Raw genomic sequence first — 24,012 nt, forward strand, 5'->3', positions numbered from 1 at the left:
CCGCGCGTCATCTGCTTGCGCTAGTCTGATCCTTCATTGCCGTCTGCCGAGCTTTCCATGCCTGACCTGCTTGACCGTTACCCGCTGACGACGGGCACCTATCACGAATTGCTGGACGACAGCGGTGCGGTGCGCCCGCACTGGCGACGGCTGCTCGACCAATTGCAACGCAGCACGCCGGCCCAGTTGATCCAGCGCCAGGCCCTGCTGGCGCGGCAGATCCAGGAAAACGGCGTGACCTACAACGTCTACGCGGACCCCAAGGGTGCGGATCGGCCGTGGGAACTGGACCTGCTGCCGCACGTCATCGATGCCCAGGAGTGGAAGCACCTGTCGGCCGGCATCGCCCAGCGCGGCCGCCTGCTCAACGCCGTGCTGGCGGATCTGTACGGGCCACAGCGGCTGATCAGCGAGGGCCTGTTGCCGGCGGAACTGGTGTTCGGGCACAACAATTTCCTCTGGCCCTGCCAGGGCATTGCCCAGCCGGGCGCCAACTTCCTGCACCTGTACGCGGTAGACCTGGCGCGCACACCCGATGGCCGCTGGTGGGTCACGGCGGATCGGACCCAGGCGCCGTCGGGGGCCGGGTATGCGCTGGAAAACCGCATGATCGTTTCCCGCGCGTTTCCTGAGTTGTACCGTGACCTCAAGGTGCGGCACCTGTCCGGCTTCTTCCGGACCCTGCAGGAAACCCTGGCACGCCAGGCGCCCAGCGATGGCGAGGCGCCGTTGGTGGTGCTGCTGACGCCGGGGCGGTTCAACGAAAGCTATTTCGAACACCTGTACCTGGCGCGCCAGCTGGGTTATCCGCTGGTGGAAGGCAGCGACCTGACCGTCCGGGACGCCACGGTCTACCTCAAGACCCTCAGCGGCCTGCGCCGGGTCCACGCCATCATGCGTCGGCTCGACGATGATTTCTGTGACCCGCTGGAACTGCGCACCGATTCGGCCTTGGGCGTGCCGGGGTTGCTGGAGGCGGTGCGCCAAGGCCGGGTGCTGGTGGCCAATGCCTTGGGCAGCGGCGTGCTGGAGTCGCCAGGGTTGTTGGGCTTTTTGCCGCAAATCAACCAGTACCTGTTCGGCGAAGCGTTGTTGCTGCCGTCGATCGCCACCTGGTGGTGCGGTGAGCCACCGGTGCTGGCCCAGGCCTTGGAGAAGTTGCCTGAACTGCTGATCAAGCCGGCGTTCCCCTCGCAGAGCTTCAACCCGGTGTTCGGCCGCGACCTGAGCGAACAGCAGCGTAGCCAACTGGCGGCGCGCATGCAGGCGCGTCCCTACGCGTACGTCGCCCAGGAGCTGGCGCAACTGTCCCAGGCTCCGGTCTGGCAGGCCGAGGACGGGCAGATCCAGCCCCGGGCCATTGGCATGCGCGTGTATGCGGTGGCCGGGAAGGATGATTATCGGGTGCTGTCCGGTGGCCTGACGCGCGTGGCCGCCGAGGCCGACGCCGAGGTGGTGTCGATGCAGCGCGGTGGCGCCAGCAAGGACACCTGGGTGCTGGCGGAGCAGGCACCGGGCGGCGAGCAGTGGGCCGCCCAGCGGACCGTAGGCGTCCACGACCTGGTTCGCCGTGACCCGTACCTGCCGTCGCGGGTGGTGGAAAACCTGTTCTGGTTCGGCCGCTACTGCGAGCGCTGCGACGACAGCGCGCGGCTGTTGCGGATCATGCTCGCGCGCTACGTCGACGGCGATGATCCGCAGGCCTTGCAGTCGGCGGTGGCCCTGGGCGAAAGCCTGATGTTGCTGCCCGACGAGGGCCAATTGCCCGAGCGGCTGCTGGCGGCCCTGCTGGGCGAGGACTGGTCGTTCAGCCTGCGCTCCAACCTGCAGCGCTTGCAGTGGGCGGCGTCCCAGGTGCGTGGGAAGTTGTCGCGGGAGAACTGGCAGGCGCTGGTTGAGCTGCAGCGCGAGGCCATGGAACTGGACACCGCCGAGCCGGATTTCGGCGAACTGCTGGACTTCCTCAACCGGCTGGTGATGTCCCTGGCGGCGTTGTCCGGTTTTGCCCTGGACGACATGACCCGCGACGAGGGCTGGCGCTTCCTGATGATCGGCCGGCGTCTGGAGCGCCTGCAATTTCTCAGCAGCAGCCTGGCGGCATTCCTGCGGGGCGAGGCCGTGTTCGATCAGGCCGGGCTGGAATGGTTGCTGGAGTTGGGTAACAGCAGCATCACCTACCGCTCGCGCTATTTGGCGGTGGCGCAACTGATCCCGGTGCTCGACCTGCTGTTGCTGGACGAGCAGAACCCCCATGCGGTGCTCTTTCAGTTGAAACTGGTGGCCCGCACCCTCAAGCGTCTCAACGATGACTTCGGCGCGCCCCGTGACGTTGCCTTGCCGGACCTGGTGACGCGCCTTTCACGCTTCGATTTGCGTTGCCTGGAAAACCCGTTGTTCGGCGAAACCAGCCTGCGCGCGGCGCTCGACGGGTTGGCCGACCTGCTCCAGGAAGTGGCCGATGTCAGCGGTCAGGTGTCCGATCGCCTGGCCTTGCGTCACTTTGCCCATGTCGATGATGTCAGCCAGCGCACGGTGTCCGTCTGATGAGCGCCCATTACCAGATTTTCCACGACACCCATTACCACTACGACAGTCCGGTTTCCCTGGCCCAGCAGCTCGCGCACCTGTGGCCACGGCCGTGTGAGTGGCAACGTTGTACCGAGCAGCAGTTGTTGATCAGCCCGGAACCGACCACCCGCCGCGATGAGCAGGACGTGTTCGGCAACCCATTGACCCGGCTGGCCTTCGAGCGGCCGCACGACGAACTGCAGGTCAACGCACGGTTGAGCGTCGAAGTGCTGGCCCGTCCTGAGCTGGATTTCAATATGTCCCCGGCCTGGGAGTCGACCTGCCAGGCCCTGAGCTACAGTGGCCGGCCGCTCGCGGCCCCGGTGCTGGAGGCGTGCCGTTACCGCTTCGAGTCGCCCTATGTGCACCTCAAGCGCAGTTTCGTCGAGTTTTCCGCAAGCTGTTTCCCGCCGGGCCGGCCGTTGATGCTCGGGGTCCGGGCGTTGATGGAAAAGATTTTCCAGGAATTCACCTTCGACGCCGAAGCGACCCAGGTGGCGACGCCGTTGGTGGAGGTGCTGGAACGGCGGCGGGGCGTGTGCCAGGACTTTGCCCACCTGATGCTGGCCAGTCTGCGCTCACGCGGGCTGGCGGCGCGTTACGTCAGTGGCTACCTGCTGACCCAGCCGCCACCCGGCCAGCCCCGCCTGATCGGCGCCGACGCGTCTCACGCCTGGGTGTCGGTGTATTGCCCGGTGCTGGGCTGGGTGGATTTTGATCCGACCAACAATGTGCAGCCGGCCCTGGAGCACATCACCTTGGCCTGGGGCCGCGACTTTTCCGATGTGTCGCCGTTGCGCGGGGTGATCCTGGGCGGCGGCAACCACGATCCCGAGGTGCGGGTGACGGTGATGCCGGTTGAGTCATAGGACGATCACTGTGTGGGAGTGGGCTTGCTCGCGCAAGCGGGTTGTCAGTCGATGACGAGGTCGCTGGCACACCGCCTTCGCGGGCAAGCCCGCTCCCACAGGCAAGGTATTCAATCGCGAGGAAAGCGTCATGTTCCCGGTTTCCATCAAAGGCGTCCTGCAATCCCCCGAAGGCCTGGTCGTGCTGATGCTCAATGAGCGAGACGAGTGGGAATTGCCCGGTGGGCGGATCGAGCTGGGCGAGACGGCGCCGCAATGCCTGGCGCGGGAGATCGCCGAGGAGTTGGCGGTCGATGTGAGCGTGGGTGAGCCGCTGGACACGTACCTGTTCGAGGTGATTCCCGGCAAGCACGTGTTCATCGCCACCTATCGCTGCCAGCTACAGGGTGGTTTCGTGCCGACGATCAGCCATGAACACAAGGAGATTGGTCTGTTCGAGCCGAGCCGGTTGCCGGCCAACCTGCCGCAGGGCTATCGCCAGTCGATTGGCCGGGCATTGGGTTCGTAAGGCCGGCAGCGGGGCTGCCGACCCAGGACACAGGACCGGCGGGCCAGGAGGGATCAGGCGTCAGACGCCGGGTCTTTCGGTGCGTCACCTTCGTCGGTGGTCATGTCGCTTTCGGCGTCGTGGCTCAGTGCCGCTTCTTCAGCCGAGGCTTTCTTGCGCTGCAGCTTTTCCTCTTTCTTCTGCTCCTTGGCCAGGTCTCTCTGACGTTTGGCGAAGGAATAATTGGGTTTGGCCATGGGCGTTCCTCTGGGGTCGAAGGGAGGTAGAGCGGCGCGTATTCTGCCCTGTATCGGGGCCGAGCCGTTAGCGGGGTTTTTGTTCGGCCCACTTCGGCTGCACCGAGGGTTGCCATTCGTCCAGCGCGTCGAGCAGGTCATGGGCCGATTCGCTCACTTGCAGCATGTCACGATGCGGCGCCCGGACGAAGCCTTCGCCGACGATGTGGTCGAGGAAACCGGTCAGTTTGCTGTAGAACCCGTTCACTTCCAGCAGGCCCAGCGGTTTGCCGTGATAGCCGAGCTGGCCCCAGGTCCAGACCTCGAACAACTCTTCCAGCGTGCCGAGGCCGCCGGGCAGGGCGATGAAGGCATCGCTGAGTTCGGCCATGCGCGCCTTGCGGGCATGCATGCCGTCCACCACCTCCAGGCGGGTCAGGCCGGCGTGGCCGATCTCCTTGTCCTTCAGGCTTTGGGGAATGATGCCAATGACTTCACCGCCGGCCGCCAGGGCCGCGTCGGCAACGATGCCCATCAGGCCGACGGCACCGCCGCCATAGACCAGTGTCAGCTTGCGCTCGGCCAACGCCTTTCCCAGGGCCTGCGCCGCTTCACGGTAGGCGAGATGGCTGCCGGTGCTGGCGCCGCAAAATACACAAACAGATGCAATGGACATGCTTTACTCCATGGGTCGATGACCGTTGCAGAGTAAAGCCTCGTCACGGGTGTGCAAAGGCACTGAAGGTCTTAGCCTTCGCGCTGGGGTTTTTCGTAGGTGCCACTGGCGCCGCAGGCGTAGGCGGCGAGCAAGCTGCACAACAGGCTGTTGAGGTTCATGGTGGACGCTCCAGGGGTTGATGGAGCCGATCATAGGGTGGGCTCGTGCGTCTGGCTGGTTGATTGTGTCCATCAGGCTGATAGCCTTAAGTTGTATACAATGTTTGATTCAGGTCATAGGAACTTGTCTGAAATTAAGGCAGTCTTCCCCTTTGAAGGAATTTTCTAACCATGCCTTGGAGATTCACGATGTTTGCCAAACTTGTTGCAGTATCCCTGTTGACGCTGGCCAGCAGCCAACTGATGGCAGCGGAGTGCAAGACCACGATCGATTCCACCGACCAGATGTCCTTCAGCACCAAGGCCATCGAAATCGACAAAAGCTGCAAGACCTTCACCGTTGAGCTGACTCATTCCGGCAACCTGCCGAAAAACGTCATGGGCCATAACTGGGTCCTGAGCAAAGAAGCCGACATGCAGCCGATCGCGACCGACGGCCTGGCGGCTGGCATCGACAAGAACTACCTGAAAGACGCTGACGACCGCGTCATTGCCCATACCAAGGTGATTGGTGCCAATGAGAAGGACTCGGTGACCTTCGACGTTTCGAAGCTCGATGCCGCTGAAAAATACGGCTTTTTCTGCTCGTTCCCGGGCCACATTTCGATGATGAAAGGTACTGTTACCCTGAAATAATTTCTGTGGGAGCGGGCTTGCTCGCGAAGGCGGCCGGACATTCAACATAAATGCCACAGATACACCGCCTTCGCGGGCAAGCCCGCTCCCACAAGGGATTGGCAGTGAACACAAATGCTGTGCACGCCGCAGCTTCCATGTGGGAGCGAGCTCGCTCGCGAAGACGGCGGCGCCAGCACCGGGTGGTTGGCTGACCGCCCGCTGTCACGAGCAGGCTCGCTTTCACGCAATCATGGCGCGTACGGCAGGACCCGTTTGTGCTCGGTCTTGCGGTAGGTTTCGCAGATGATCCGGGCGGCGTCTTCGCGGATGGTCTTGCCATGCAGGAAGGCGTCGATCTCGCCGTAAGTCACGCCGTGGGCGGCTTCGTCGGGTTTGCCGGGGGAGAGGTCCTCGAGGTCGGCCGTGGGGACTTTCTCCACCAGCGATTCCGGCGCGCCGAAGTCACGGGCGATGGCCCGGACCTGGTTTTTCACCAGGCCGCTCAGCGGGGCCAGGTCGCAGGCGCCGTCACCGAACTTGGTGAAGAACCCCATCACGGCTTCGGCCGCGTGGTCGGTGCCGATCACCAGGCCATGTTCGGCACCGGCGATGGTGTACTGCGCCACCATGCGCATCCGCGCCTTGGTATTGCCCAGCACGAAATCCCGCGAGCCCGGTGCCTTGCCTTCGAAGGCCAGCACCTCTTTGGCCAGCGCCTTGACCGCCGGGCCGATGTTGACGGTGTGGCGTTCGTCCGGTTCGATGAAGTCCACGCAGGCTTGTGCTTCGTGCTCGTCGAACTGGGTTTCGTAGGGCAGGCGCACGGCGATGAACTTGTAGGCCGGGTTGCCGGTTTTCTCCCGCAGTTCACGCACCGCCCGTTGGGCCAGCAATCCGGCGGTCAGCGAATCGACTCCGCCGCTGATGCCCAGCACGAGGGACTTGAGCCCGGAATTGACCAGGCAATCCTGGATGAAGCCCACCCGCCGTGCGATTTCAGCCTTGAGGGCCGCGTCATCGGCGAACGGTGGCTGGACGTTGAGTTGTTCAGCAATCTCACGCTGTACGGCTTGCATGAATTCACTCCTTGCTAGAGGGGTCGATAAGGTCGGCAGGTACTTGGAAAACATGTCGCATGTAGGCGACGAAATTGGGGTCCTTGCAGTGGGTCTTGCCGGGCTCGTCGGAAATCTTGGCCACGGGTTGCCCGTCACAACTGATCATTTTAAGTACGATGCTCATTGGCTCTACACCTGCAATGTCGCAGGTCAGGTTGGTGCCAATACCGAAGCTGACATTAATGCGACCACGCAATGCGCGGAAAATCTCCAGGCATTTGGGCAGGTTCAGGCTGTCGGAGAACACCAGGGTCTTGCTCATCGGGTCGATGCCCAGTTTGTGGTAGTGGGCGATGGCCTTTTCGGCCCAGATCACCGGGTCGCCGGAGTCATGGCGCAGGCCGTCGAACAGCTTGGCGAAGAACAGGTCGAAATCCGCCAGGAATGCGTCCATGGTGATGCAATCGGTCAGCGCGATCCCCAGCAGGCCCCGGTACTCGCGCACCCAGCAGTCGAGGGCGGCGATCTGGCTGTCGATCAGCCGCGGGCCCAGTTGCTGGTGCGCCATGATCCATTCGTGGGCCATGGTACCCAAGGGTTTCATGTCCAGCTCCCGGGACAGGTGCACGTTGCTGGTGCCGACGAAACGTCCGGGGAAATCATGCTTGAGCACGTTCACCACTTCTTCCTGGACGCGGTAGGAAAAGCGTCGCCGGGTGCCGAAGTCCGCGACCTGCAGTTCGGACAACTCGTCGGCGCTGGCATTGGCGGTCAGCCAGTCGAACTTGCGGTACAGCTGCTCCCGCGCCTGTTCCAGGACTATTTCCCGGTAGCGATAGCGGTTGCGCACTTCGCTGACGATGGCCAGCAACGGTACTTCGAACAGGATCACGTGCAGCCACGGCCCCCGCAGGCGGATGAACAGCTCGCCGTTGTCGATGCCGGTGTGCACGTACCGCAGGTTAAAGCGAAACAGGCCCAGGAAGCGCAGGAAGTCCGGCTTGAGAAAGCTGATGCGTTCCAGGAACCCCAATTGATCGGCGCTCAGGCTCAACTCGGCCAGGCGCTCGATCTGGAAGCGGATCTCCGCCAGGTAGGGGCGCAAGTCTTCGCTGTTGCGGCAACGAAACTCCCATTCGACTTCAACGTTGGGGTAGTTGTGCAGCACCGCCTGCATCATCGTCAGTTTGTAGAAGTCGGTGTCGAGCAGGTTCTGCACGATACGATCGGCAAATACACTCTCGCTCATGGCGGGTCTCCAGGCAGGTCGCTGCGTCGGGCAGCGGGGTGCAGCGGTTTGTTGAAAAGGTTAGTGGCGCATAACCTGGATGGGTATTGCCAGTGTTTTTTAGTCCCGCAGATCTTTGTGGCGAGGGATGCAGTTAATGTGGCAGATCCGGGTTGCCGATCTGTTCAAGCATCCATTCCACAAACGACTTCACCTTGGGCACCTCCGCCGAGTGCTCGGGGTAGGCCAGGTAATAGGCGCTGGTGCTGGGCATCGCGTGTTGCCAGGGGATGACCAGTTTGCCGTCGGCCAGTTCTTCTTCCACCAGAAAGCGCGGCAGCAGTGCCACACCGCAGCCGACCTGGGCGGCGCGGATGCACATGTAGAAGGTTTCGAAGCGTGGCCCGTGGTAGCTGTGTTCGGTGTGGTAGCCCTGGCTGTCGAACCAGTCGTGCCAGGCCTGTGGGCGGGAGGCGTTCTGCAGCAGGACCAGGTCGGCCAGTTGGGTCGGGTCGCTGAAGGGCCTTTCGGGCAGGCTGCCGGGGGCGCAGACCGGTACCAGTTCTTCGCTGAACAGTTTCAGGGATTCGGAACCGGGTCGTGAGCCCTGGCCGAAATAAAAGGCCAGGTCGCTGCGTCCTTGCAGCAGGTCGTCGGCTTCCTGTTCGCTGCACAGGTCCAGATGAATCGTCGGATGGCGCAGCCGCCAGCCCTTCAGGCGCGGGACCAGCCAGCGAGCACCGAAGGTCGGAGGCGTGGAAACCCGCAGGACTTCAGTGTCGCCGCCGTAGGAACGCAGGTAATGGGTGGACATCTCCACCTGCGTGAGGATTTTTCGCACTTCACCCAGGTACAACTCGCCGGCCGGCGTGAGTTGCAGGCGGCGGCGAACGCGCCGGAACAGCAAGTGTTGCAACAGTTCTTCCAGTTGCGCGACCTGCTTGCTGACGGCGCTCTGGGTCAGGTGCAGTTCTTCGGCGGCGCGGGTGAAACTCAAGTGCCGCGTCACCGCTTCGAAGCATTGCAGCGCCGTGATCGATGGCAAATAGCGTTTGTTGAGCATGGTGAGGCCTTGTTTCCGGTCGCTCTGCCTGGGCAGCATGAATAAACGGAATGATATCTCGCTTAATGGTCGTTTGTTGCCAAGTCTCGCGCCAGCTACAACTACAGTCCTGATCAGCCGTCTTCGTCCGGTTGCCGCCTATTGTCTTTTGCGTGAGGAATTTTCCATGGTTGCTGCATTGCTTGATCGTCTCGGTGTCGACTCGGCCCTGTACCAGAACGGCACCCAGCCGGTGCATTCACCTATCGACGGCAGCCGCATCGGCGCCGTGAACTGGGAAGGTGCCGCTGAAGTCGAGCAGCAGGTCAGCCGTGCCGAGCATGCCTTTGACCTGTGGCGCCAGGTGCCGGCGCCGCGCCGTGGCGAACTGGTGCGTCAATTCGGCGACCTGTTGCGCCAGTACAAGGCCGACCTTGGCGAACTGGTGTCGTGGGAAGCCGGCAAGATCACCCAGGAAGGCCTGGGTGAAGTGCAAGAGATGATCGACATCTGCGACTTCGCCGTCGGCCTGTCCCGCCAGTTGTACGGCCTGACCATCGCCTCCGAGCGCCCGGGCCACCACATGCGTGAATCCTGGCACCCGCTGGGCGTGGTCGGGGTCATCAGCGCGTTCAACTTCCCGGTGGCGGTCTGGGCCTGGAACACCACCCTGGCCCTGGTGTGCGGTAACGCGGTGATCTGGAAACCTTCGGAAAAGACCCCGCTCACCGCCCTGGCCTGCCAGGCGCTGTTCGAGCGCGTGCTGAAGAACTTCAGCGATGCGCCGCCGTACCTGAGCCAGGTGATCATCGGCGGCCGCGACGCCGGTGAAGCGTTGGTGGACGATCCACGCGTGGCGTTGATCAGTGCCACCGGCAGCACCCGCATGGGCCGCGAAGTCGCGCCGAAAGTCGCCGCGCGCTTTGCCCGCAGCATCCTCGAACTGGGCGGCAACAACGCCATGATCCTCGCGCCGAGCGCCGACCTGGACATGGCCGTGCGCGCGATCCTGTTCAGCGCCGTCGGCACCGCCGGCCAGCGTTGCACCACGTTGCGCCGGTTGATCGCCCACGAGTCGGTGAAGGATGAAATCGTCACCCGCCTCAAGGCCGCCTATTCGAAAGTGCGCATCGGCCATCCGCTGGAAGGCAACCTGGTCGGGCCGCTGATCGACCAGCACAGCTTCGACAACATGCAGGATGCGCTGGAGCAGGCCCTGAGCGAAGGCGGGCGGGTGTTCGGCGGCAAGCGCCAGCTCGAAGACCAGTTTCCGAATGCCTATTACGTGTCGCCCGCCATCGTCGAGATGCCGGAGCAGAGCGACGTCGTGCGCCACGAAACCTTCGCGCCGATCCTGTACGTGGTCGGCTACAAGGACTTCGCCGAGGCCCTGCACCTGAACAACGCCGTGCCCCAGGGCCTGTCGTCCTGCATCTTCACCACTGACGTGCGTGAAGCCGAACAGTTCATGTCGGCGGTGGGCAGCGACTGTGGCATCGCCAACGTCAACATCGGCCCGAGTGGCGCGGAAATCGGCGGCGCCTTCGGTGGCGAGAAAGAAACCGGCGGCGGTCGCGAATCCGGTTCCGACGCCTGGCGCGGCTACATGCGCCGCCAGACTAATACCGTGAACTACTCGCTGGCGCTGCCGTTGGCCCAAGGGATTACCTTCGACTGAGGTTGTTAGGGGCGGATTTTCAATTCGTGGAGATCCTTTGTGGGAGCGAGCTTGCTCGCGATAGCGGTGTGTCAGTCACATAGTCGTTGAATGTGCCGCCGCTATCGCGAGCAAGCTCGCTCCCACGCTGAATAGTGTGATGGTTGGGTTTTTCGGAGTCTGGCAATGCCGTTACGCGAAGAATGTCTGTGGGAAAAACTGACGCCGCAAAGGCCTGAAAATACTTCGCTCACCGGGGAGATTACAGCCGATGTCTGCGTGATCGGCGCCGGCTTCACCGGGCTGTCGGCAGCCGTGCATTTGCTGGAGCAGGGCAAGCGCGTTGCGTTGCTGGAGGCCCATCGGGCCGGGCATGGAGGCTCGGGGCGCAACGTCGGGCTGGTGAACGCCGGCCTGTGGATCCCGCCGGACGAGATCGAGGCCGGGTTCGGCGAAGCGGTGGGCAGCCAGCTCAATCGCATGCTGGGGGCCGCGCCAGCCCTGGTGTTCAGCCTCGTCGACAAATACAACATCGACTGCCAGTTGCGCCGCGAAGGCACCCTGCACATGGCCCATAACGCCCGGGGCGAGGCTGACCTGCGCAGTCGCGAAGCCCAATGGAAGCGCCGTGGCGCCCCAGTGGAGCTGCTCACCGGGCAAGCCTGCGTCGAGGCCACGGGCACCTCGAAAATCGCCGCCGCCTTGCTCGACCGACGCGCCGGCACGCTCAACCCCATGGCTTACGCCAGCGGCCTGGCCAAGACGGCCAGGGACCTTGGCGGGCAGTTGTTCGATCACTCCCCGGTCACCCGCCTGGAGCGCCAAGGCCAGCGCTGGTCGGTGCAAACGGCCCAGGGCTCGGTGCTGGCCGAGCAGGTGGTGATCGCGTCCAACGCCTACACCGAAGGCGACTGGACCGAGCTGCGGCGCAACTTTTTCCCAGGCTATTACTACCAGGTCGCCTCGGTCCCGCTGACCGACGACGCGGCCCGGCGCATCCTGCCGGGCGGACAGGGTTCGTGGGACACCCGCCAGGTCTTGAGCAGCATTCGCCGGGACAAGGACGGTCGCTTGTTGCTCGGCAGCCTGGGCAATGGCAACCGCAAGCCGACCTGGTTCCTCAAGGCGTGGGCCGACCGGGTACAGCGCCACTATTTTCCCTATCTCAAGCCCGTGGAGTGGGAATGCACCTGGACCGGGTGCATTGCCTTTACCCCGGATCACCTGATGCGCCTGTTCGAGCCGGCTCCTGGGCTGGTGGCCGTGACGGGCTACAACGGGCGCGGGGTGACCACCGGGACGGTGGTCGGCAAGGCCTTCGCCGACTACCTTTGCCAGGGCGACGCGAAGGCGCTGCCGATCCCCTTCGCGCCCATGCAGCCGCTGGCCGGCGTGGGGTTGCGCAGTTGCCTGTACGAGGCGGGTTTTTCGCTGTATCACGCGGGCCAGTGCCTGCGGATCGTCATCTGAGTGTAGAAAAATGTTACCGCGCGCCGCGTTTTCCGGCGCAGCGGCTAGCCTGTTATGGTGCGGGTTGTAGCAGTTGCGCACCGCCAGTGTGCAGTTCGGTGACGCAGGATGTTACAGCGTGGTTGCACGTCGTTTCGTACGATGGTTGCAATGATGGCTCATGGAGGGTTTCACCCACATAAATGCAAGGTTGCACCTTGTGCGGTTTAGACGGTTGCACGCCCTATGAAAAAGGGCCCGAAACAGTCGAAATAACAATAAAGCAGCGACTTTTTTCAGAATAAAAAACCGATGGCACGGCCCTTGCTCTGAGCTTCTCAGTGAAATGAAGTCGCAGTGCCAACTAAAAAAAACCTTGGAGCACCACCTCATGTCCCAGACGTTTTACAAGAAAGGCTTCCTGGCCCTCGCAGTGGCAGCTGCGCTGGGTGTGTCCGCGTTTGCGCAGGCTGATGTGAAATTCGGTGTGGCGGGGCCAATGACGGGGGCCAATGCGGCCTTCGGCGAGCAATACATGAAAGGTGCCCAGGCGGCCGCTGATGTCATCAACAAGGCCGGTGGCGTCAACGGTGAGAAAATCGTCCTGGTCGCCGGCGACGACGCCTGCGAACCCAAGCAGGCCGTGGCCGTGGCCAACCGCCTGGTGGACCAGGACAAGGTGATTGGCGTGGTCGGGCACTTCTGCTCGTCCAACACCATCCCGGCCTCCGAGGTCTATGACGAGGCGGGTGTCATCGCCATCACCCCAGGCTCGACCAACCCGGCAGTGACCGAGCGCGGCCTGAGCGCGATGTTCCGCATGTGCGGGCGTGACGACCAGCAGGGCATCGTGGCCGGCGACTACATCGTCGACGTGCTCAAGGGCAAGAAAGTCGTCGTGCTGCACGACAAGGACACCTACGGCCAGGGCCTGGCGGATGCCACCAAGGCACAGCTGGAGAAGCGTGGCGTGAAGGCCGTGCTGTATGAAGGCCTGACCCGTGGCGAGAAAGACTTCAGCGCCGTGGTCACCAAGATCCGGGCGGCCGGTGCCGACGTGGTCTACTTCGGTGGCCTGCACCCGGAAGCCGGCCCGCTGGTTCGCCAACTGCGTGAACAAGGCCTCAAGGACGTGAAATTCATGTCCGACGATGGCATCGTCACCGACGAACTGGTCACCACCGCCGGCGGCGCGCAATACGTCGATGGCGTGTACATGACCTTCGGCGCCGATCCGCGCCTGCTGCCAGACAGCAAGGCCGTGGTGGACGCTTTCCGGGCCCAGGGCGTCGAGCCTGAAGGCTACACCCTGTACGCCTACGCGTCGGTCCAGGCGCTGGCCGCCGGTTTCAACGGTGCCAAGTCCAACAAGGGCGAGGACGCGGCCAAGTGGCTCAAGGCCAATCCGGTGCAGACCGTCATGGGCAAGAAAGAGTGGGACGCCAAGGGTGACCTGAAGGTCTCCGACTACGTGGTCTACCAGTGGGACAAGGACGGCAAATACCATCAGTTGGAAAAACAGAAATAATTGAAGGGATAACGGCTTGTGGCGAGGGAGCTTGCTCCCTCACCACGATCGTCCTTCCCGGGCTAAGACCCACCTGTCTTTTCTCTCGAAAGCTGCGCACACATCGTGCCGCGTCGGCGGCTGAACCCCGGTCCGTCGCCGCGTTGTGCGTGCAGCCTTTCAAATGCGTGAGATCGCGTTATGGATGGTATTTTCCTGCAGCAACTGATCAACGGCCTGACCCTCGGGTCGGTCTATGGTCTGATCGCCATCGGCTACACAATGGTCTACGGCATCATCGGCATGATCAACTTCGCCCACGGCGAGGTTTACATGATTTCCGCTTACCTCGCGGCAATCAGTCTGGCTCTGCTGGCTTACTTCGGTATCGAATCCTTCCCGCTGATGATCCTCGGCACCCTGGTATTCACAGTCGTGGTCACCGGGGTCTACGGCTGGGTCATCGAACGCGTCGCCTACAAACCCCTGCGCAACTCCACCCGCCTGGCACCGCTGATCAGTGCCATCGGTATCTCGCTGATCCTGCAGAATTACGCCCAGATCAGCCAGGGCGCCCGCCAGCAGGGCGTGCCGACACTGCTCGAAGGCGCCATGCGCGTCGACATCGGCAGTGGTTTCGTGCAACTGACCTACACCAAGATCTTCATCCTGGTGGCGGCGTTTGCCGGGATGGCCCTGCTGACCTACATCATCAAGTACACCAAGCTGGGGCGCATGTGCCGCGCCACCCAGCAAGACCGCAAGATGGCCTCGATCCTGGGGATCAACACCGACCGGGTGATTTCCTACGTGTTCATCATCGGTGCCGCCATGGCGGCCCTGGCCGGCGTGCTGATCACCATGAACTACGGCACGTTCGACTTCTATGCCGGCTTCATCATCGGCATCAAGGCGTTCACCGCGGCGGTGCTCGGCGGCATTGGCTCCCTGCCTGGGGCGATGCTCGGCGGAATCATCCTCGGGATCTCCGAGTCGCTGTTCTCCGGTCTGATCAACTCTGACTACAAAGACGTGTTCAGTTTCTCGCTGCTGGTGCTGATTCTGATTTTCCGTCCCCAAGGCCTGTTGGGTCGCCCACTCGTGGCGAAGGTATAAGTATGTCTGCTGCCAATAAACCGATTGATATCAAACAGAGCGTCATCGACGCGATCCTGGCCGGGCTGATCTCGCTGATCGTGTTCGGGCCGATTGTCGGCGTGGTGCTCGACGGCTACAGCTTCAACCTGCAACCGGCCCGCGTCGGCTGGCTGGTGGCGATCGTGATGATCGGGCGCTTTGCCTTGAGCCTGTTCCTGCAAACGCCTCGGGGCCTGAAGGTGCTCCAGGGTTTCGAAAGCTCCGGCTCCGGCGTGCACGTCCTGCCACCGGACTACAAGTCGCGCCTGCGCTGGATCATCCCGGCACTGATCGTGATCGCCATCGTGTTTCCGTTCTTCGCCAACAAATACGTGCTCACGGTGGTCATCCTCGGGTTGATCTACGTGTTACTGGGCCTGGGCCTGAATATCGTGGTCGGCCTGGCGGGGCTGCTCGACCTGGGCTACGTGGCGTTCTACGCCATCGGCGCCTATGGCCTGGCGCTGGGTTACCAGTACCTGGGCCTGGGTTTCTGGACGGTGCTGCCCCTGGCGGCGATTGCGGCGGCGATGGCCGGCTGCATATTGGGGTTCCCGGTGTTGCGAATGCACGGTGACTACCTGGCGATCGTGACCCTGGGCTTTGGCGAGATCATCCGGCTGGTGCTCAACAACTGGCTGTCGTTCACGGGCGGGCCCAATGGCATGCCAGTGCCGTCGCCGACGTTCTTCGGCCTGGAGTTCGGGCGAAGGGCGAAGGACGGCGGGGTGCCGTTCCATGAGTTCTTCGGTATCGATTACAACCCCAACCTGAAATTCCTGTTCATCTACATCGTGCTGTTCATCGTCGTGATGCTGGTGCTCTACATCAAGCATCGCCTGACCCGCATGCCGGTCGGGCGTGCCTGGGAAGCCCTGCGCGAAGATGAAATCGCCTGCCGCTCCATGGGCCTGAACCACGTGCTGGTCAAGCTATCGGCGTTCACCATTGGCGCCTCCACGGCCGGCCTGGCCGGGGTGTTCTTCGCCAGCTACCAGGGGTTCGTCAACCCATCGTCGTTCACCTTCTTCGAGTCGGCGCTGATCCTGGCGATCGTCGTGCTCGGTGGCATGGGCTCGACCGTGGGCGTGGTGATCGCGGCGTTCGTGCTCACTGTGGCGCCGGAGTTGCTGCGCAGTTTCTCCGAGTACCGGGTGCTGCTGTTCGGCGTGTTGATGGTGTTGATGATGATCTGGCGACCTCGCGGCCTGATTCGTATCAGCCGTACCGGTGTGACGCCGCGCAAGGGGGTAGCGCCATGAGCGAAGTCGTACTTTCCGTAGAAAACCTGATGATGCAGTTCGGTGGCATCAAGGCCCTCAGCGACGTCAGCCTACAGGTCAAGCGCAACTCGATCTTCGCCCTGATCGGCCCCAACGGCGCGGGCAAGACCACGGTGTTCAACTGCTTGACCGGGTTCTACAAAGCTTCGGGCGGCAGGATCGAGCTCAACGTGCGTGGCGAGCGGACCAACGTCATCAAGCTGTTGGGCGAGGCCTTCCGGCCGACCGACTTCGTGTCGCCGAAATCCTTCGCCAGCCGGCTGTACTACAAGATGTTCGGCGGGACCCACCTGGTGAACCGCGCCGGCCTGGCCCGGACGTTCCAGAACATCCGCTTGTTCAAGGAAATGTCGGTGCTGGAAAACCTGCTGGTAGCCCAGCACATGTGGGTCAACCGCAGCCTGTTGGCCGGCATCCTCAACACCAAGGGCTACCGCAAGGCTGAAAGCGATGCCCTGGACCACGCCTTCTACTGGTTGGAAGTGGTGGACCTGGTGGATTGCGCCAACCGCCTGGCGGGCGAGCTTTCCTATGGCCAGCAACGGCGCCTGGAAATTGCCCGGGCCATGTGCACCCGTCCGCAGATCATCTGCCTGGACGAGCCGGCGGCCGGCCTCAACCCTCAGGAAACCGAAGCGCTGAGCGCGATGATCCGGCTGCTGCGCGACGAGCATGATCTGACCGTGGTGCTGATCGAACACGACATGGGCATGGTAATGAGCATTTCCGACCACATCGTGGTGCTGGACCACGGCAACGTCATCGCCGAGGGCGGTCCGGAGGCGATTCGCAACGATCCGAAGGTGATCGCGGCCTACCTGGGCGCCGATGAAGAGGAATTGGTATGAGTACACCGATCCTCGAACTCAAGGAACTGGACGTGTTCTACGGGCCGATCCAGGCCCTGAAGAAAGTCTCGATGCACATTGGCGAAGGCGAGACCGTGAGCCTGATCGGCTCCAACGGTGCCGGCAAGTCCACGCTGTTGATGTCGATCTTCGGCCAGCCGCGCGCGGCCGGCGGGCAAATCATCTACCAGGGCGTGGACATCACCCACAAGTCGTCCCACTACATCGCGTCCAACGGCATTGCGCAGTCGCCGGAGGGGCGCCGGGTGTTCCCCGACATGACCGTCGAGGAAAACCTGCTGATGGGCACCATTCCCATCGGTGACAAGTACGCCAGCGAAGACATGCAGCGCATGTTCGAGCTGTTCCCGCGGCTCAAGGAGCGGCGCAACCAGCGGGCCATGACCATGTCCGGCGGCGAGCAGCAGATGCTCGCCATCGCCCGGGCACTGATGAGTCGGCCGAAGTTGTTGCTGCTCGACGAGCCGAGCCTGGGGCTGGCGCCGATCGTGGTGAAGCAGATCTTCTCCACCCTGCGGGAGCTGGCGTCCACGGGGATGACCATCTTTCTGGTGGAGCAGAACGCCAATCACGCCCTCAAGCTGTCGGACCGGGCCTACGTGATGGTCAACGGTGAAATCCGCCTGACCGGCACCGGCAAGGAACTGCTCGCCAACGAAGAGGTGCGCAACGCGTACCTGGGCGGGCATTGAGGCAGGGATTGCAATGAGGAAACCCGGCGCAATCGCCGGGTTTTTTTATCTTTCCAGTTCACCGCAAACACTGTGGGAGCGGGCTTGCTCGCGAAAGCGGTTTCCCATCCAGCACCCTATCGGCTGACTCGCCGCATTCGCGAGCGAGCCCGCTCCCACAATGGGATGTTCGGTCTGTCGGGCAATTGTGGAAAACCATTCTGAACCCTTGCCAAACCGCGACATAAAGTCGCCGCAAACAGTTGTTTTGTCACACTTTTGACTTGTCCCCGTTTGCTGTGGAACTGGCTGTGGGTAACGTGGGAGTAGCTGGCTGAAAGCCTTTGATTACGCGGCCTACAGGGCGATGGTTAATTTCTGATCAGGTGTTTTTGATGGCGCGGCGGTGGCAGTTGTCAACACTTTTATGCGCTTGGGCGAGGCTGCGCAAAACGCTGGGCAAGCCTGTGGATAAGTCTGTGACTAAACTCTGGAAAGACCGCGCGAAGGGCCGTAGTTACTGGCTTGGAGCCATCGCCTAGTTGGCCGCTGGCTTATAGCAGAGATCCTGAACTGCACAACCGTTGTTGCGGGGTCAAGCGAAAAAAATTTCCAAACACCCCGCAAAGCCTTGTGCACAGCGGCCTGGCGCTTGTGCAGTTGCCCCCGGTTACTGTGGACGTGCCTGTGGATAAGGTGCGGGCAACCGGCTGTAGCCCTTATTCCGCGAGGCTTGGCGCCAGTTGGTTGTTTTATGATCAATGTTGGGGGCAGTCGACGGGGTTTCACAAGCCTTGCCCCTGCCATGTCGGGGCGGGCATGCTGTGGGCCGATTTTCATTTCAATGAGCGGTTCAAGCCCAAGCAAGGAGAACACGATGTCCAACACCCTGTTTATCACCGGCGCGACGTCCGGTTTTGGTGAAGCCTGCGCCCGTCGTTTTGCCGAGGCCGGTTGGAAACTGGTGCTGACCGGTCGTCGTGAAGAACGCCTCAATGCCCTCTGCGCCGAGTTGTCGAAGCAGACCGAGGTCCACGGCCTGGTGCTCGACGTACGAGACCGCAAGGCCATGGAGGAAGCCATCGCCAACCTGCCGCCGTCGTTCGCCACGCTGCGCGGGCTGATCAACAACGCCGGCCTGGCCCTGGGCGTCGACCCGGCCCCCAAGTGCGACCTCGATGACTGGGACACCATGGTCGACACCAACGTCAAAGGGCTGCTCTACAGCACTCGCTTGCTGCTGCCGCGCCTGATCGCCCATGGCCGTGGCGCCGGAATCATCAACCTGGGCTCCATCGCCGGTAACTACCCGTACCCGGGCAGCCACGTGTACGGCGCGAGCAAGGCGTTCGTCAAACAGTTTTCCCTGAACCTGCGTTGCGACTTGCAAGGCACGGGCGTGCGGGTGAGCAATATCGAGCCGGGCCTGTGCGAAAGCGAGTTCTCGCTGGTGCGCTTCGGTGGTGACCAGGACCGCTATAACGCCACCTACGCCGGGGCCGATCCGATCCAGCCGCAGGATATCGCCGAAACGATTTACTGGGTGCTCAACACGCCGGCGCACATCAACATCAACAGCCTGGAGTTGATGCCGGTGAGCCAGACCTGGGCCGGGTTTGCCATCGAGCGCAACAAGGCCTGACCGATGAGTTGGGGGGGGCGGTTGATGGAAACCTGTGGCGAGGGAGCTTGCTCCCGCTGGACTGCGAAGCAGGCCCAGGATTTTGCGACTGCTTCGCAGCCGAGCGGGAGCAAGCTCCCTCGCCACAAACGCATTACGCCAGGCAGTCGGCCAACCCGAGATAGCAGGTCATGAGGTGATAGGGCGTGGTGGACGGCATGTCCCGCCGGCTGACGATGCCATCGGCATCCAGGCATTCGTTCCAGCCCTTGGCATGTAGGAAGTGTTGCTGCAGGGCCTTTAGCTGCGGCAGCAAAGCCTGCTGACCGTCCGCACGTAAGGTCAGTGCGCGCAGGTATTCGGCCTGGGCCCAGATGCGCTGGGTCGCGTCCCGCGGGGCGGCATGCGGCTCTAGGCTCAGCATCGCGCAAACCGCGCCGGACTTTCGGTCTACGCCACGTTGCTCGCTGTATTCGAAGCTTCGTTCAAGGGCCTTGCGCAGCTTGCCGTCACGCAACAAGGGCGACGATGCGAGTAAGTAATACCATTCGAACTGGTGCCCTGGTTCGAACCAGTTATCCACAGACTTGAGCGGTTTCTCCATCATCACGCCCAGCGTCGGTTCGATGAAGCGCTTGAGCATCCCTTCGCACAGGCTCGACAACGCTTGCTGCACATGGGCGTCTTCGCGAACCGAAAGGGTGGCAAGAAACGCTTCGGCCAAGTGCATCAATGGGTTTTGCAGCGGACCCGATTCCAGGGTTGACCAGTCGCGCCCGAGGCTGGCTTCGTAGAGGCCGTCGCCGGTGGCAAAGCGTCGGGCGATGACCTCCAGGGCGGCGTTGAGCACCGACTCCACCAGTGGCTCGCGCACCTTGTCCCAGTAGTGGGCGCAGGCGAACAGGATAAAGGCGTGGGTGTAGAGATCCTTGCCGGTGTCCAGCGGCGCCCCTTGCGGGTCGATGCTGTAGAACCAGCCGCCGTGCTCGGCATCGTGGAAGTGCCGCTGCAGCGAACGAAACAGCGCGCTGGCCCGTTCCTCGGCCTGGGGCACTTCGCCAATCAGGCTGGCAAACACGTACAACTGGCGTGCACAGGCCATGGCGCGGTAGCGCTGGGGCGGCAGTGGCACATGGTGGGCGTCCAGGGATTCATAAGGCAATGCCAGTTCGCTGTTCCAGCCCGGGCCTTGCCACATGGGCACGATCACCTCGTGAAAATGCCGGCGCACCGTGGCGAACAGGGTGATCAATTCAGGCGGCAGGGCAGGGCGGGAAGCATCAGGCATTGGCGAGCGTCGTCACGGCTGGGGGCGATTGCGCGACATGGTAGCAGAGTGGCAGGGGCGAGCGATGCAGTGCCTTCAAGGGCCCCTTCGCGGGCAAGCCCGCTCCCACGATTCGACCGGCGTACGCGGACCTGTGGGAGCGGGCTTGCCCGCGAAAGCGGCCGTGAAGGCCCAGCCAGTCAACCTGCCAGTAGCCAGACCCCAGCCCCCGCCGAAGCGGCTCCGGCCAGTCGCACCAGTGGCGCTGCTGCCCGTGGCAATACACGCACCACCGCGAAACCGGCGCCATGCAGTACCGCCGTGGCTGCGACGAACCCTGCCGCGTAGGCCCAAGGGCTCGACATGTCTGGCAGCTCCAGTCCATGGGCCACGCCATGGAACAACGCAAACAGCGCCGTTGCCGCCATCGCCAGGCTCAGGGGTGGGCGCACTGCCAAGGCCACCGCCAGCCCGAGGGCCAGGACCGAAGCGGCGATTCCGCTTTCCATGGCCGGCAGCTCCAGCCCTTCAAAACCCAGCAAGCCACCGATCAGCATCGTGCCGACGAACGTGCACGGCAGTGCCCAGCGTGCCGCGCCCTGTTGTTGGGCCGCCCACAAACCGACCGCCAGCATGGCCAGCAGATGGTCGAGCCCGCCAATGGGGTGGCCGAGGCCGGCGATCAGGCCATTGTCGCCATGGCCGGGGTGGGCGAAGGCCAGCGCTGGCGCCAGCATCAGGGCAAGGGTGGCGAGGATGCGTTTGAATGTCATGAAGCGGCTTCCTTGTTGAAAAGTCGAAGAATCAGGCGGCCGTCAGCAGGCCTTGGCGTTCGATGAAAGCGATGATTTCGTCCAGGCCCTGGCCGGTTTTCTGGTTGCTGAACACAAAGGGGTTGCCGTTGCGCATCCGCCGAGTGTCGCTGTCCATCATCTCCAGGGATGCGCCCACCAGCGGCGCCAGGTCGATCTTGTTGATCACCAGCAGGTCGGATTTGCAGATGCCCGGCCCGCCCTTGCGCGGCAGCTTGTCCCCGGCCGAGACGTCGATCACGTAGATGGTCAGGTCCGACAGCTCGGGGCTGAAGGTCGCCGAGAGGTTGTCGCCGCCCGATTCCACCAGGATCAGATCCAGGCCCGGAAAACGCCGGTTCAACTGGTCCACCGCCTCCAGGTTGATCGAGGCGTCTTCGCGAATTGCCGTGTGCGGGCAGCCGCCGGTTTCCACGCCGATGATCCGCTCCGGCGCCAGGGCTTCGTTGCGCACCAGGAAATCGGCGTCTTCGCGGGTGTAGATGTCGTTGGTGACCACCGCCAGGTTGTAGCGCTCGCGCAGCGCCAGGCACAGGGCCAGGGTCAGGGCGGTCTTGCCGGAACCCACCGGGCCGCCGATGCCGACGCGCAAAGGTTGTGTATTCATGTGTGTCTCCTAGGAACGGAACAGACGGCTGTACTGGCGCTCATGGGCCATGCACGCCAGGGACAGGCCAAACGCGGCGCTGCCATGGTGATCGAGGTCGATGCTTGAAGCGGTGTGCTGGGCCTGTTGCAGCAGCGGCAGCAGTTCGCTGGTCAGGCGCTGGGCGGCTTGCTGGCCCAGCGGCAGGGTTTTCATCAGCACCGCCAGTTGGTTCTCCAGCCAGCTCCACAGCCACGCGGCGAGCGCATCCTGGGGCGCGATGTGCCAGGCGCGGGCTGCCAGCGCCCAGCACAGGGCCAGGTGCGGTTCGCTGTGGGCGTCGAGAAAGTGCCGCGCGGCGTCATCGAGTTCCGGCAAGCCGTTGAGCAACTGCTGCAGCGAGTAGCCCATCTGCCGGCTCTCTTGATACAGCTCCCGGGTTTCCCGGCTGGCGCGGTGTTGGCCGCTGTGGTGCTGCAAGGCCTCCCAGTCGTCGGCGGCCGCCGCGGTGCAGTGGGCCAGCAGCAACGGCGCTTCGAAGCGGGCCAGGTTGAGCAGCAATTGGTCGCTGATCCAGCGCCGCGCGGCGTCGGTCGTGTCGACCTGGCCGTTATCCACCGCCATCTCCAGACCCTGGGAATAGCTGTAGCCACCGATGGGCAACTGCGGGCTGGCCAGGCGCAGCAGCGCCCAGGCCGGGTTCATGTGCGCACGCCGAACTGATGCAGGCGCGGCGCATAGTTGAACGCTTCGTCGCCATGCCGGGAATGGTGATGGCCGCCGCCATAGGCGCCATGTTCCGGCTGGAATGGCGCTTCGATGGCTTCGGCGCTGGCGCCCAGTTGTTCGAGCATCGCCTTGAGTACGTAGTCGTCCAGCAGGCGCAACCAGCCGTCGCCCACTTGCAGGGCGACATGGCGGTTACCCAGGTGATAGGCGGCGCGGGTCAGTTCAAAGGCGTTGGCGCAGGTCACGTGCAGCAATTGTTCGGGGCGGGCGCAGACGCGCACGATGCGCCCGTCTTCGGCCTGCAGGCATTCACCGTCGTACAACGGCGGCTGGCCGCGCTCCAGAAACAAGCCCACGTCTTCGCCTTCGGCACTGAAACAGCGCAGGCGGCTTTTGCTGCGGGCGTCATAGGTCAGGTGCAGCTCGGCGTCCCAGTGGGGTTGAGGGTCGATTCTGCGATGAATCACCAGCATCGGCGTGCTTCCAGCAATGAGCGATGTGGTGTTTAGAGCAAGGGGCTTGCCAATCGAAGAGGGTGTAGGAAATAGCCGGGGGGCGTCGGGTCAACGCTTTACCGTGGGCGATGTTTTGTTTCGGATTGGTGCGCGCCATGAGTGGGGCGCACTATTTTGTGGCGAGCGGCGAACCTGTGGGAGCGAGCTTGCTCGCGAAGGCGGCGTGCCAGTCGACATCCATGTGGCTGAACCACCGCCTTCGCGAGCAAGCCCACTCCCACAATGAGGATTACTCGGTGCTGCCCAAGCCTTGCCAGTGCTTGAGGCCGATGAAGATGAACCGCAATTGCTGGGTGATCTTGGCCTGGGGCGTGAGGTGTTCGGGTGGTGCTTCGACGGGTGGGTCGATGATGTCTGGCAGGGTGGCGAACACGCTCTTGACGATGAGGTCGGCCATCACGCTCAGCGCGGCGGTGTTCAGGTGTTGCAGCTTGGGCATGAGGACCAGGTCGGCGGCAAGGTCGGAACTGATGTCCTCGCGCAGCCGTGCGATGGCCTGGCGCACGGGCAGGGAGCCGCCATATTGCTCGCGGGCGAGGAACAGGAACTGCGAGCGATTGGCTTGTACCACGTCGAGGAAGATTCGCACCGACGCGTCGATGATGCCGCCCATGACGAACTCGTTGTGGCGCACCAGGCGAATGGTTTCGCGGAAGGTCTGGCCGACTTCGCAGACCAGTGCCAGGCCCAGTTGGTCCATGTCGTCGAAGTGCCGGTAGAAGCCGGTGGGCACGATGCCTGCCGTCCTGGCGACTTCCCGCAGGCTCAGGCTGCCGAATCCCCGGCCGCACTCCATCAGGTGACGGGCAGCGTCCATCAGGGCAATTCGGGTCTGTTGTTTCTGTTCGGCGCGGGGCAGCATCGCAGGACTGACTTCCGAGTCATGGGAGCGACGCACTCTAGCAAATCGGCTTTGCCGACGTCGAACGATAGAAGGGGTTAACGCGGGGAAACGAGGGCTTTGAA

The 24,012-nt window shown here is 63.0% G+C and carries 23 protein-coding genes; 12 read left to right on the top strand and 11 right to left on the bottom strand.

Annotated features, from left to right (window positions below):
• Positions 1–57 precede the first annotated feature (57 nt).
• From V3H56_RS02790 to V3H56_RS02800, 3 genes are all read left to right on the top strand, one after another.
• On the top strand, positions 58–2,544 hold the full coding sequence (locus tag V3H56_RS02790; protein WP_042731292.1) for a circularly permuted type 2 ATP-grasp protein: 2,487 nt from the start codon (positions 58–60) through the stop codon (positions 2,542–2,544).
• Positions 2,544–3,437 carry a transglutaminase family protein gene (locus V3H56_RS02795; RefSeq protein ID WP_338474194.1) on the top strand — a complete coding sequence of 298 codons (894 nt, stop codon included), beginning with the start codon at positions 2,544–2,546 and terminating at the stop codon, positions 3,435–3,437. Before V3H56_RS02790 ends, V3H56_RS02795 begins: the two co-directional genes overlap by 1 nt.
• Before the next feature lie 130 nt (positions 3,438–3,567).
• On the top strand, positions 3,568–3,945 hold the full coding sequence (locus V3H56_RS02800) for an NUDIX domain-containing protein (protein WP_042731290.1): 378 nt from the start codon (positions 3,568–3,570) through the stop codon (positions 3,943–3,945).
• A 53-nt stretch (positions 3,946–3,998) separates the two neighbouring features.
• On the opposite strand, the gene V3H56_RS02805 is transcribed toward V3H56_RS02800, so the two are convergent.
• Together V3H56_RS02805 and V3H56_RS02810 are read right to left on the bottom strand one after the other, a co-directional pair.
• Positions 3,999–4,181 carry a hypothetical protein gene (locus V3H56_RS02805; RefSeq protein WP_042731289.1) on the bottom strand — a complete coding sequence of 61 codons (183 nt, stop codon included), beginning with the start codon at positions 4,179–4,181 and terminating at the stop codon, positions 3,999–4,001.
• 67 nt (positions 4,182–4,248) lie between these two features.
• A complete protein-coding gene (locus tag V3H56_RS02810) occupies positions 4,249–4,836 on the bottom strand; it encodes a TIGR00730 family Rossman fold protein (protein ID WP_042731288.1) in 588 nt (195 codons plus the stop codon).
• 350 nt (positions 4,837–5,186) lie between these two features.
• Between V3H56_RS02810 and azu the strand changes: the two genes are divergently transcribed.
• The gene (gene azu, locus V3H56_RS02815) at positions 5,187–5,633 is read left to right on the top strand and encodes an azurin (RefSeq protein ID WP_053148327.1); all 447 of its coding nucleotides are present in this window, start codon (positions 5,187–5,189) and stop codon (positions 5,631–5,633) included.
• 230 nt (positions 5,634–5,863) lie between these two features.
• Here the strand turns inward: azu and nadE are convergent, their stop codons facing one another.
• From nadE to gcvA, 3 genes are all read right to left on the bottom strand, one after another.
• Positions 5,864–6,691 (bottom strand): ammonia-dependent NAD(+) synthetase, encoded by an 828-nt coding sequence (gene nadE, locus V3H56_RS02820; RefSeq protein WP_042731286.1) that lies wholly within the window; start codon positions 6,689–6,691, stop codon positions 5,864–5,866.
• A gap of 4 nt (positions 6,692–6,695) precedes the next feature.
• Positions 6,696–7,922: a nicotinate phosphoribosyltransferase gene (gene pncB / locus V3H56_RS02825; protein WP_042731285.1), complete on the bottom strand. Its 1,227-nt coding sequence runs from the start codon at positions 7,920–7,922 to the stop codon at positions 6,696–6,698.
• A gap of 133 nt (positions 7,923–8,055) precedes the next feature.
• Positions 8,056–8,964: a LysR family transcriptional regulator gene (gcvA, locus tag V3H56_RS02830; protein ID WP_042732627.1), complete on the bottom strand. Its 909-nt coding sequence runs from the start codon at positions 8,962–8,964 to the stop codon at positions 8,056–8,058.
• Positions 8,965–9,130: 166 nt separating this feature from the next.
• Here gcvA and V3H56_RS02835 point away from each other — a divergent pair, with 166 nt between their 5' ends.
• From V3H56_RS02835 to V3H56_RS02870, 8 genes are all read left to right on the top strand, one after another.
• Positions 9,131–10,621 carry an aldehyde dehydrogenase family protein gene (locus V3H56_RS02835; RefSeq protein ID WP_042732626.1) on the top strand — a complete coding sequence of 497 codons (1,491 nt, stop codon included), beginning with the start codon at positions 9,131–9,133 and terminating at the stop codon, positions 10,619–10,621.
• Positions 10,622–10,786: 165 nt separating this feature from the next.
• Complete coding sequence (locus tag V3H56_RS02840; protein WP_123579452.1) at positions 10,787–12,070, top strand: FAD-binding oxidoreductase; 1,284 nt, start codon at positions 10,787–10,789, stop codon at positions 12,068–12,070.
• Positions 12,071–12,440: 370 nt separating this feature from the next.
• Positions 12,441–13,577: a branched-chain amino acid ABC transporter substrate-binding protein gene (locus V3H56_RS02845; RefSeq protein ID WP_047736046.1), complete on the top strand. Its 1,137-nt coding sequence runs from the start codon at positions 12,441–12,443 to the stop codon at positions 13,575–13,577.
• A 180-nt stretch (positions 13,578–13,757) separates the two neighbouring features.
• Positions 13,758–14,672 (top strand): branched-chain amino acid ABC transporter permease, encoded by a 915-nt coding sequence (locus tag V3H56_RS02850; protein WP_042732182.1) that lies wholly within the window; start codon positions 13,758–13,760, stop codon positions 14,670–14,672.
• A gap of 2 nt (positions 14,673–14,674) precedes the next feature.
• Positions 14,675–15,955, top strand: coding sequence for a high-affinity branched-chain amino acid ABC transporter permease LivM (livM, locus tag V3H56_RS02855; RefSeq protein WP_042732181.1), 1,281 nt, complete (start codon positions 14,675–14,677; stop codon positions 15,953–15,955).
• Entirely contained in the window at positions 15,952–16,824 is an 873-nt protein-coding gene (locus V3H56_RS02860; RefSeq protein ID WP_042732180.1) for an ATP-binding cassette domain-containing protein, read from the top strand. The genes livM and V3H56_RS02860 overlap by 4 nt, the downstream gene beginning before the upstream one ends.
• A complete protein-coding gene (locus V3H56_RS02865) occupies positions 16,821–17,537 on the top strand; it encodes an ABC transporter ATP-binding protein (protein WP_042732179.1) in 717 nt (238 codons plus the stop codon). Before V3H56_RS02860 ends, V3H56_RS02865 begins: the two co-directional genes overlap by 4 nt.
• 856 nt (positions 17,538–18,393) lie before the next feature.
• Positions 18,394–19,158 (top strand): SDR family oxidoreductase, encoded by a 765-nt coding sequence (locus V3H56_RS02870; protein ID WP_042732178.1) that lies wholly within the window; start codon positions 18,394–18,396, stop codon positions 19,156–19,158.
• A gap of 133 nt (positions 19,159–19,291) precedes the next feature.
• Here V3H56_RS02870 and V3H56_RS02875 read toward each other — a convergent pair whose 3' ends face one another.
• From V3H56_RS02875 to V3H56_RS02900, 6 genes are all read right to left on the bottom strand, one after another.
• The gene (locus V3H56_RS02875) at positions 19,292–20,425 is read right to left on the bottom strand and encodes an AGE family epimerase/isomerase (RefSeq protein ID WP_338474195.1); all 1,134 of its coding nucleotides are present in this window, start codon (positions 20,423–20,425) and stop codon (positions 19,292–19,294) included.
• A gap of 179 nt (positions 20,426–20,604) precedes the next feature.
• Positions 20,605–21,177 (bottom strand): HupE/UreJ family protein, encoded by a 573-nt coding sequence (locus V3H56_RS02880; protein ID WP_042732586.1) that lies wholly within the window; start codon positions 21,175–21,177, stop codon positions 20,605–20,607.
• Positions 21,178–21,208: 31 nt separating this feature from the next.
• Positions 21,209–21,823, bottom strand: coding sequence for an urease accessory protein UreG (gene ureG / locus V3H56_RS02885; RefSeq protein WP_042732585.1), 615 nt, complete (start codon positions 21,821–21,823; stop codon positions 21,209–21,211).
• Positions 21,824–21,832: 9 nt separating this feature from the next.
• Positions 21,833–22,507 carry an urease accessory protein UreF gene (locus tag V3H56_RS02890; protein WP_338474196.1) on the bottom strand — a complete coding sequence of 225 codons (675 nt, stop codon included), beginning with the start codon at positions 22,505–22,507 and terminating at the stop codon, positions 21,833–21,835.
• On the bottom strand, positions 22,504–23,004 hold the full coding sequence (gene ureE, locus V3H56_RS02895) for an urease accessory protein UreE (protein WP_042732583.1): 501 nt from the start codon (positions 23,002–23,004) through the stop codon (positions 22,504–22,506). The genes V3H56_RS02890 and ureE overlap by 4 nt, the downstream gene beginning before the upstream one ends.
• Before the next feature lie 271 nt (positions 23,005–23,275).
• Complete coding sequence (locus tag V3H56_RS02900) at positions 23,276–23,908, bottom strand: TetR family transcriptional regulator (protein ID WP_042732582.1); 633 nt, start codon at positions 23,906–23,908, stop codon at positions 23,276–23,278.
• Positions 23,909–24,012 lie beyond the last annotated feature (104 nt).

The sequence above is a fragment of the Pseudomonas sp. MS646 genome, from assembly GCF_036693845.1.
In the GTDB taxonomy this organism is placed as follows: domain Bacteria; phylum Pseudomonadota; class Gammaproteobacteria; order Pseudomonadales; family Pseudomonadaceae; genus Aquipseudomonas; species Aquipseudomonas chlororaphis_E.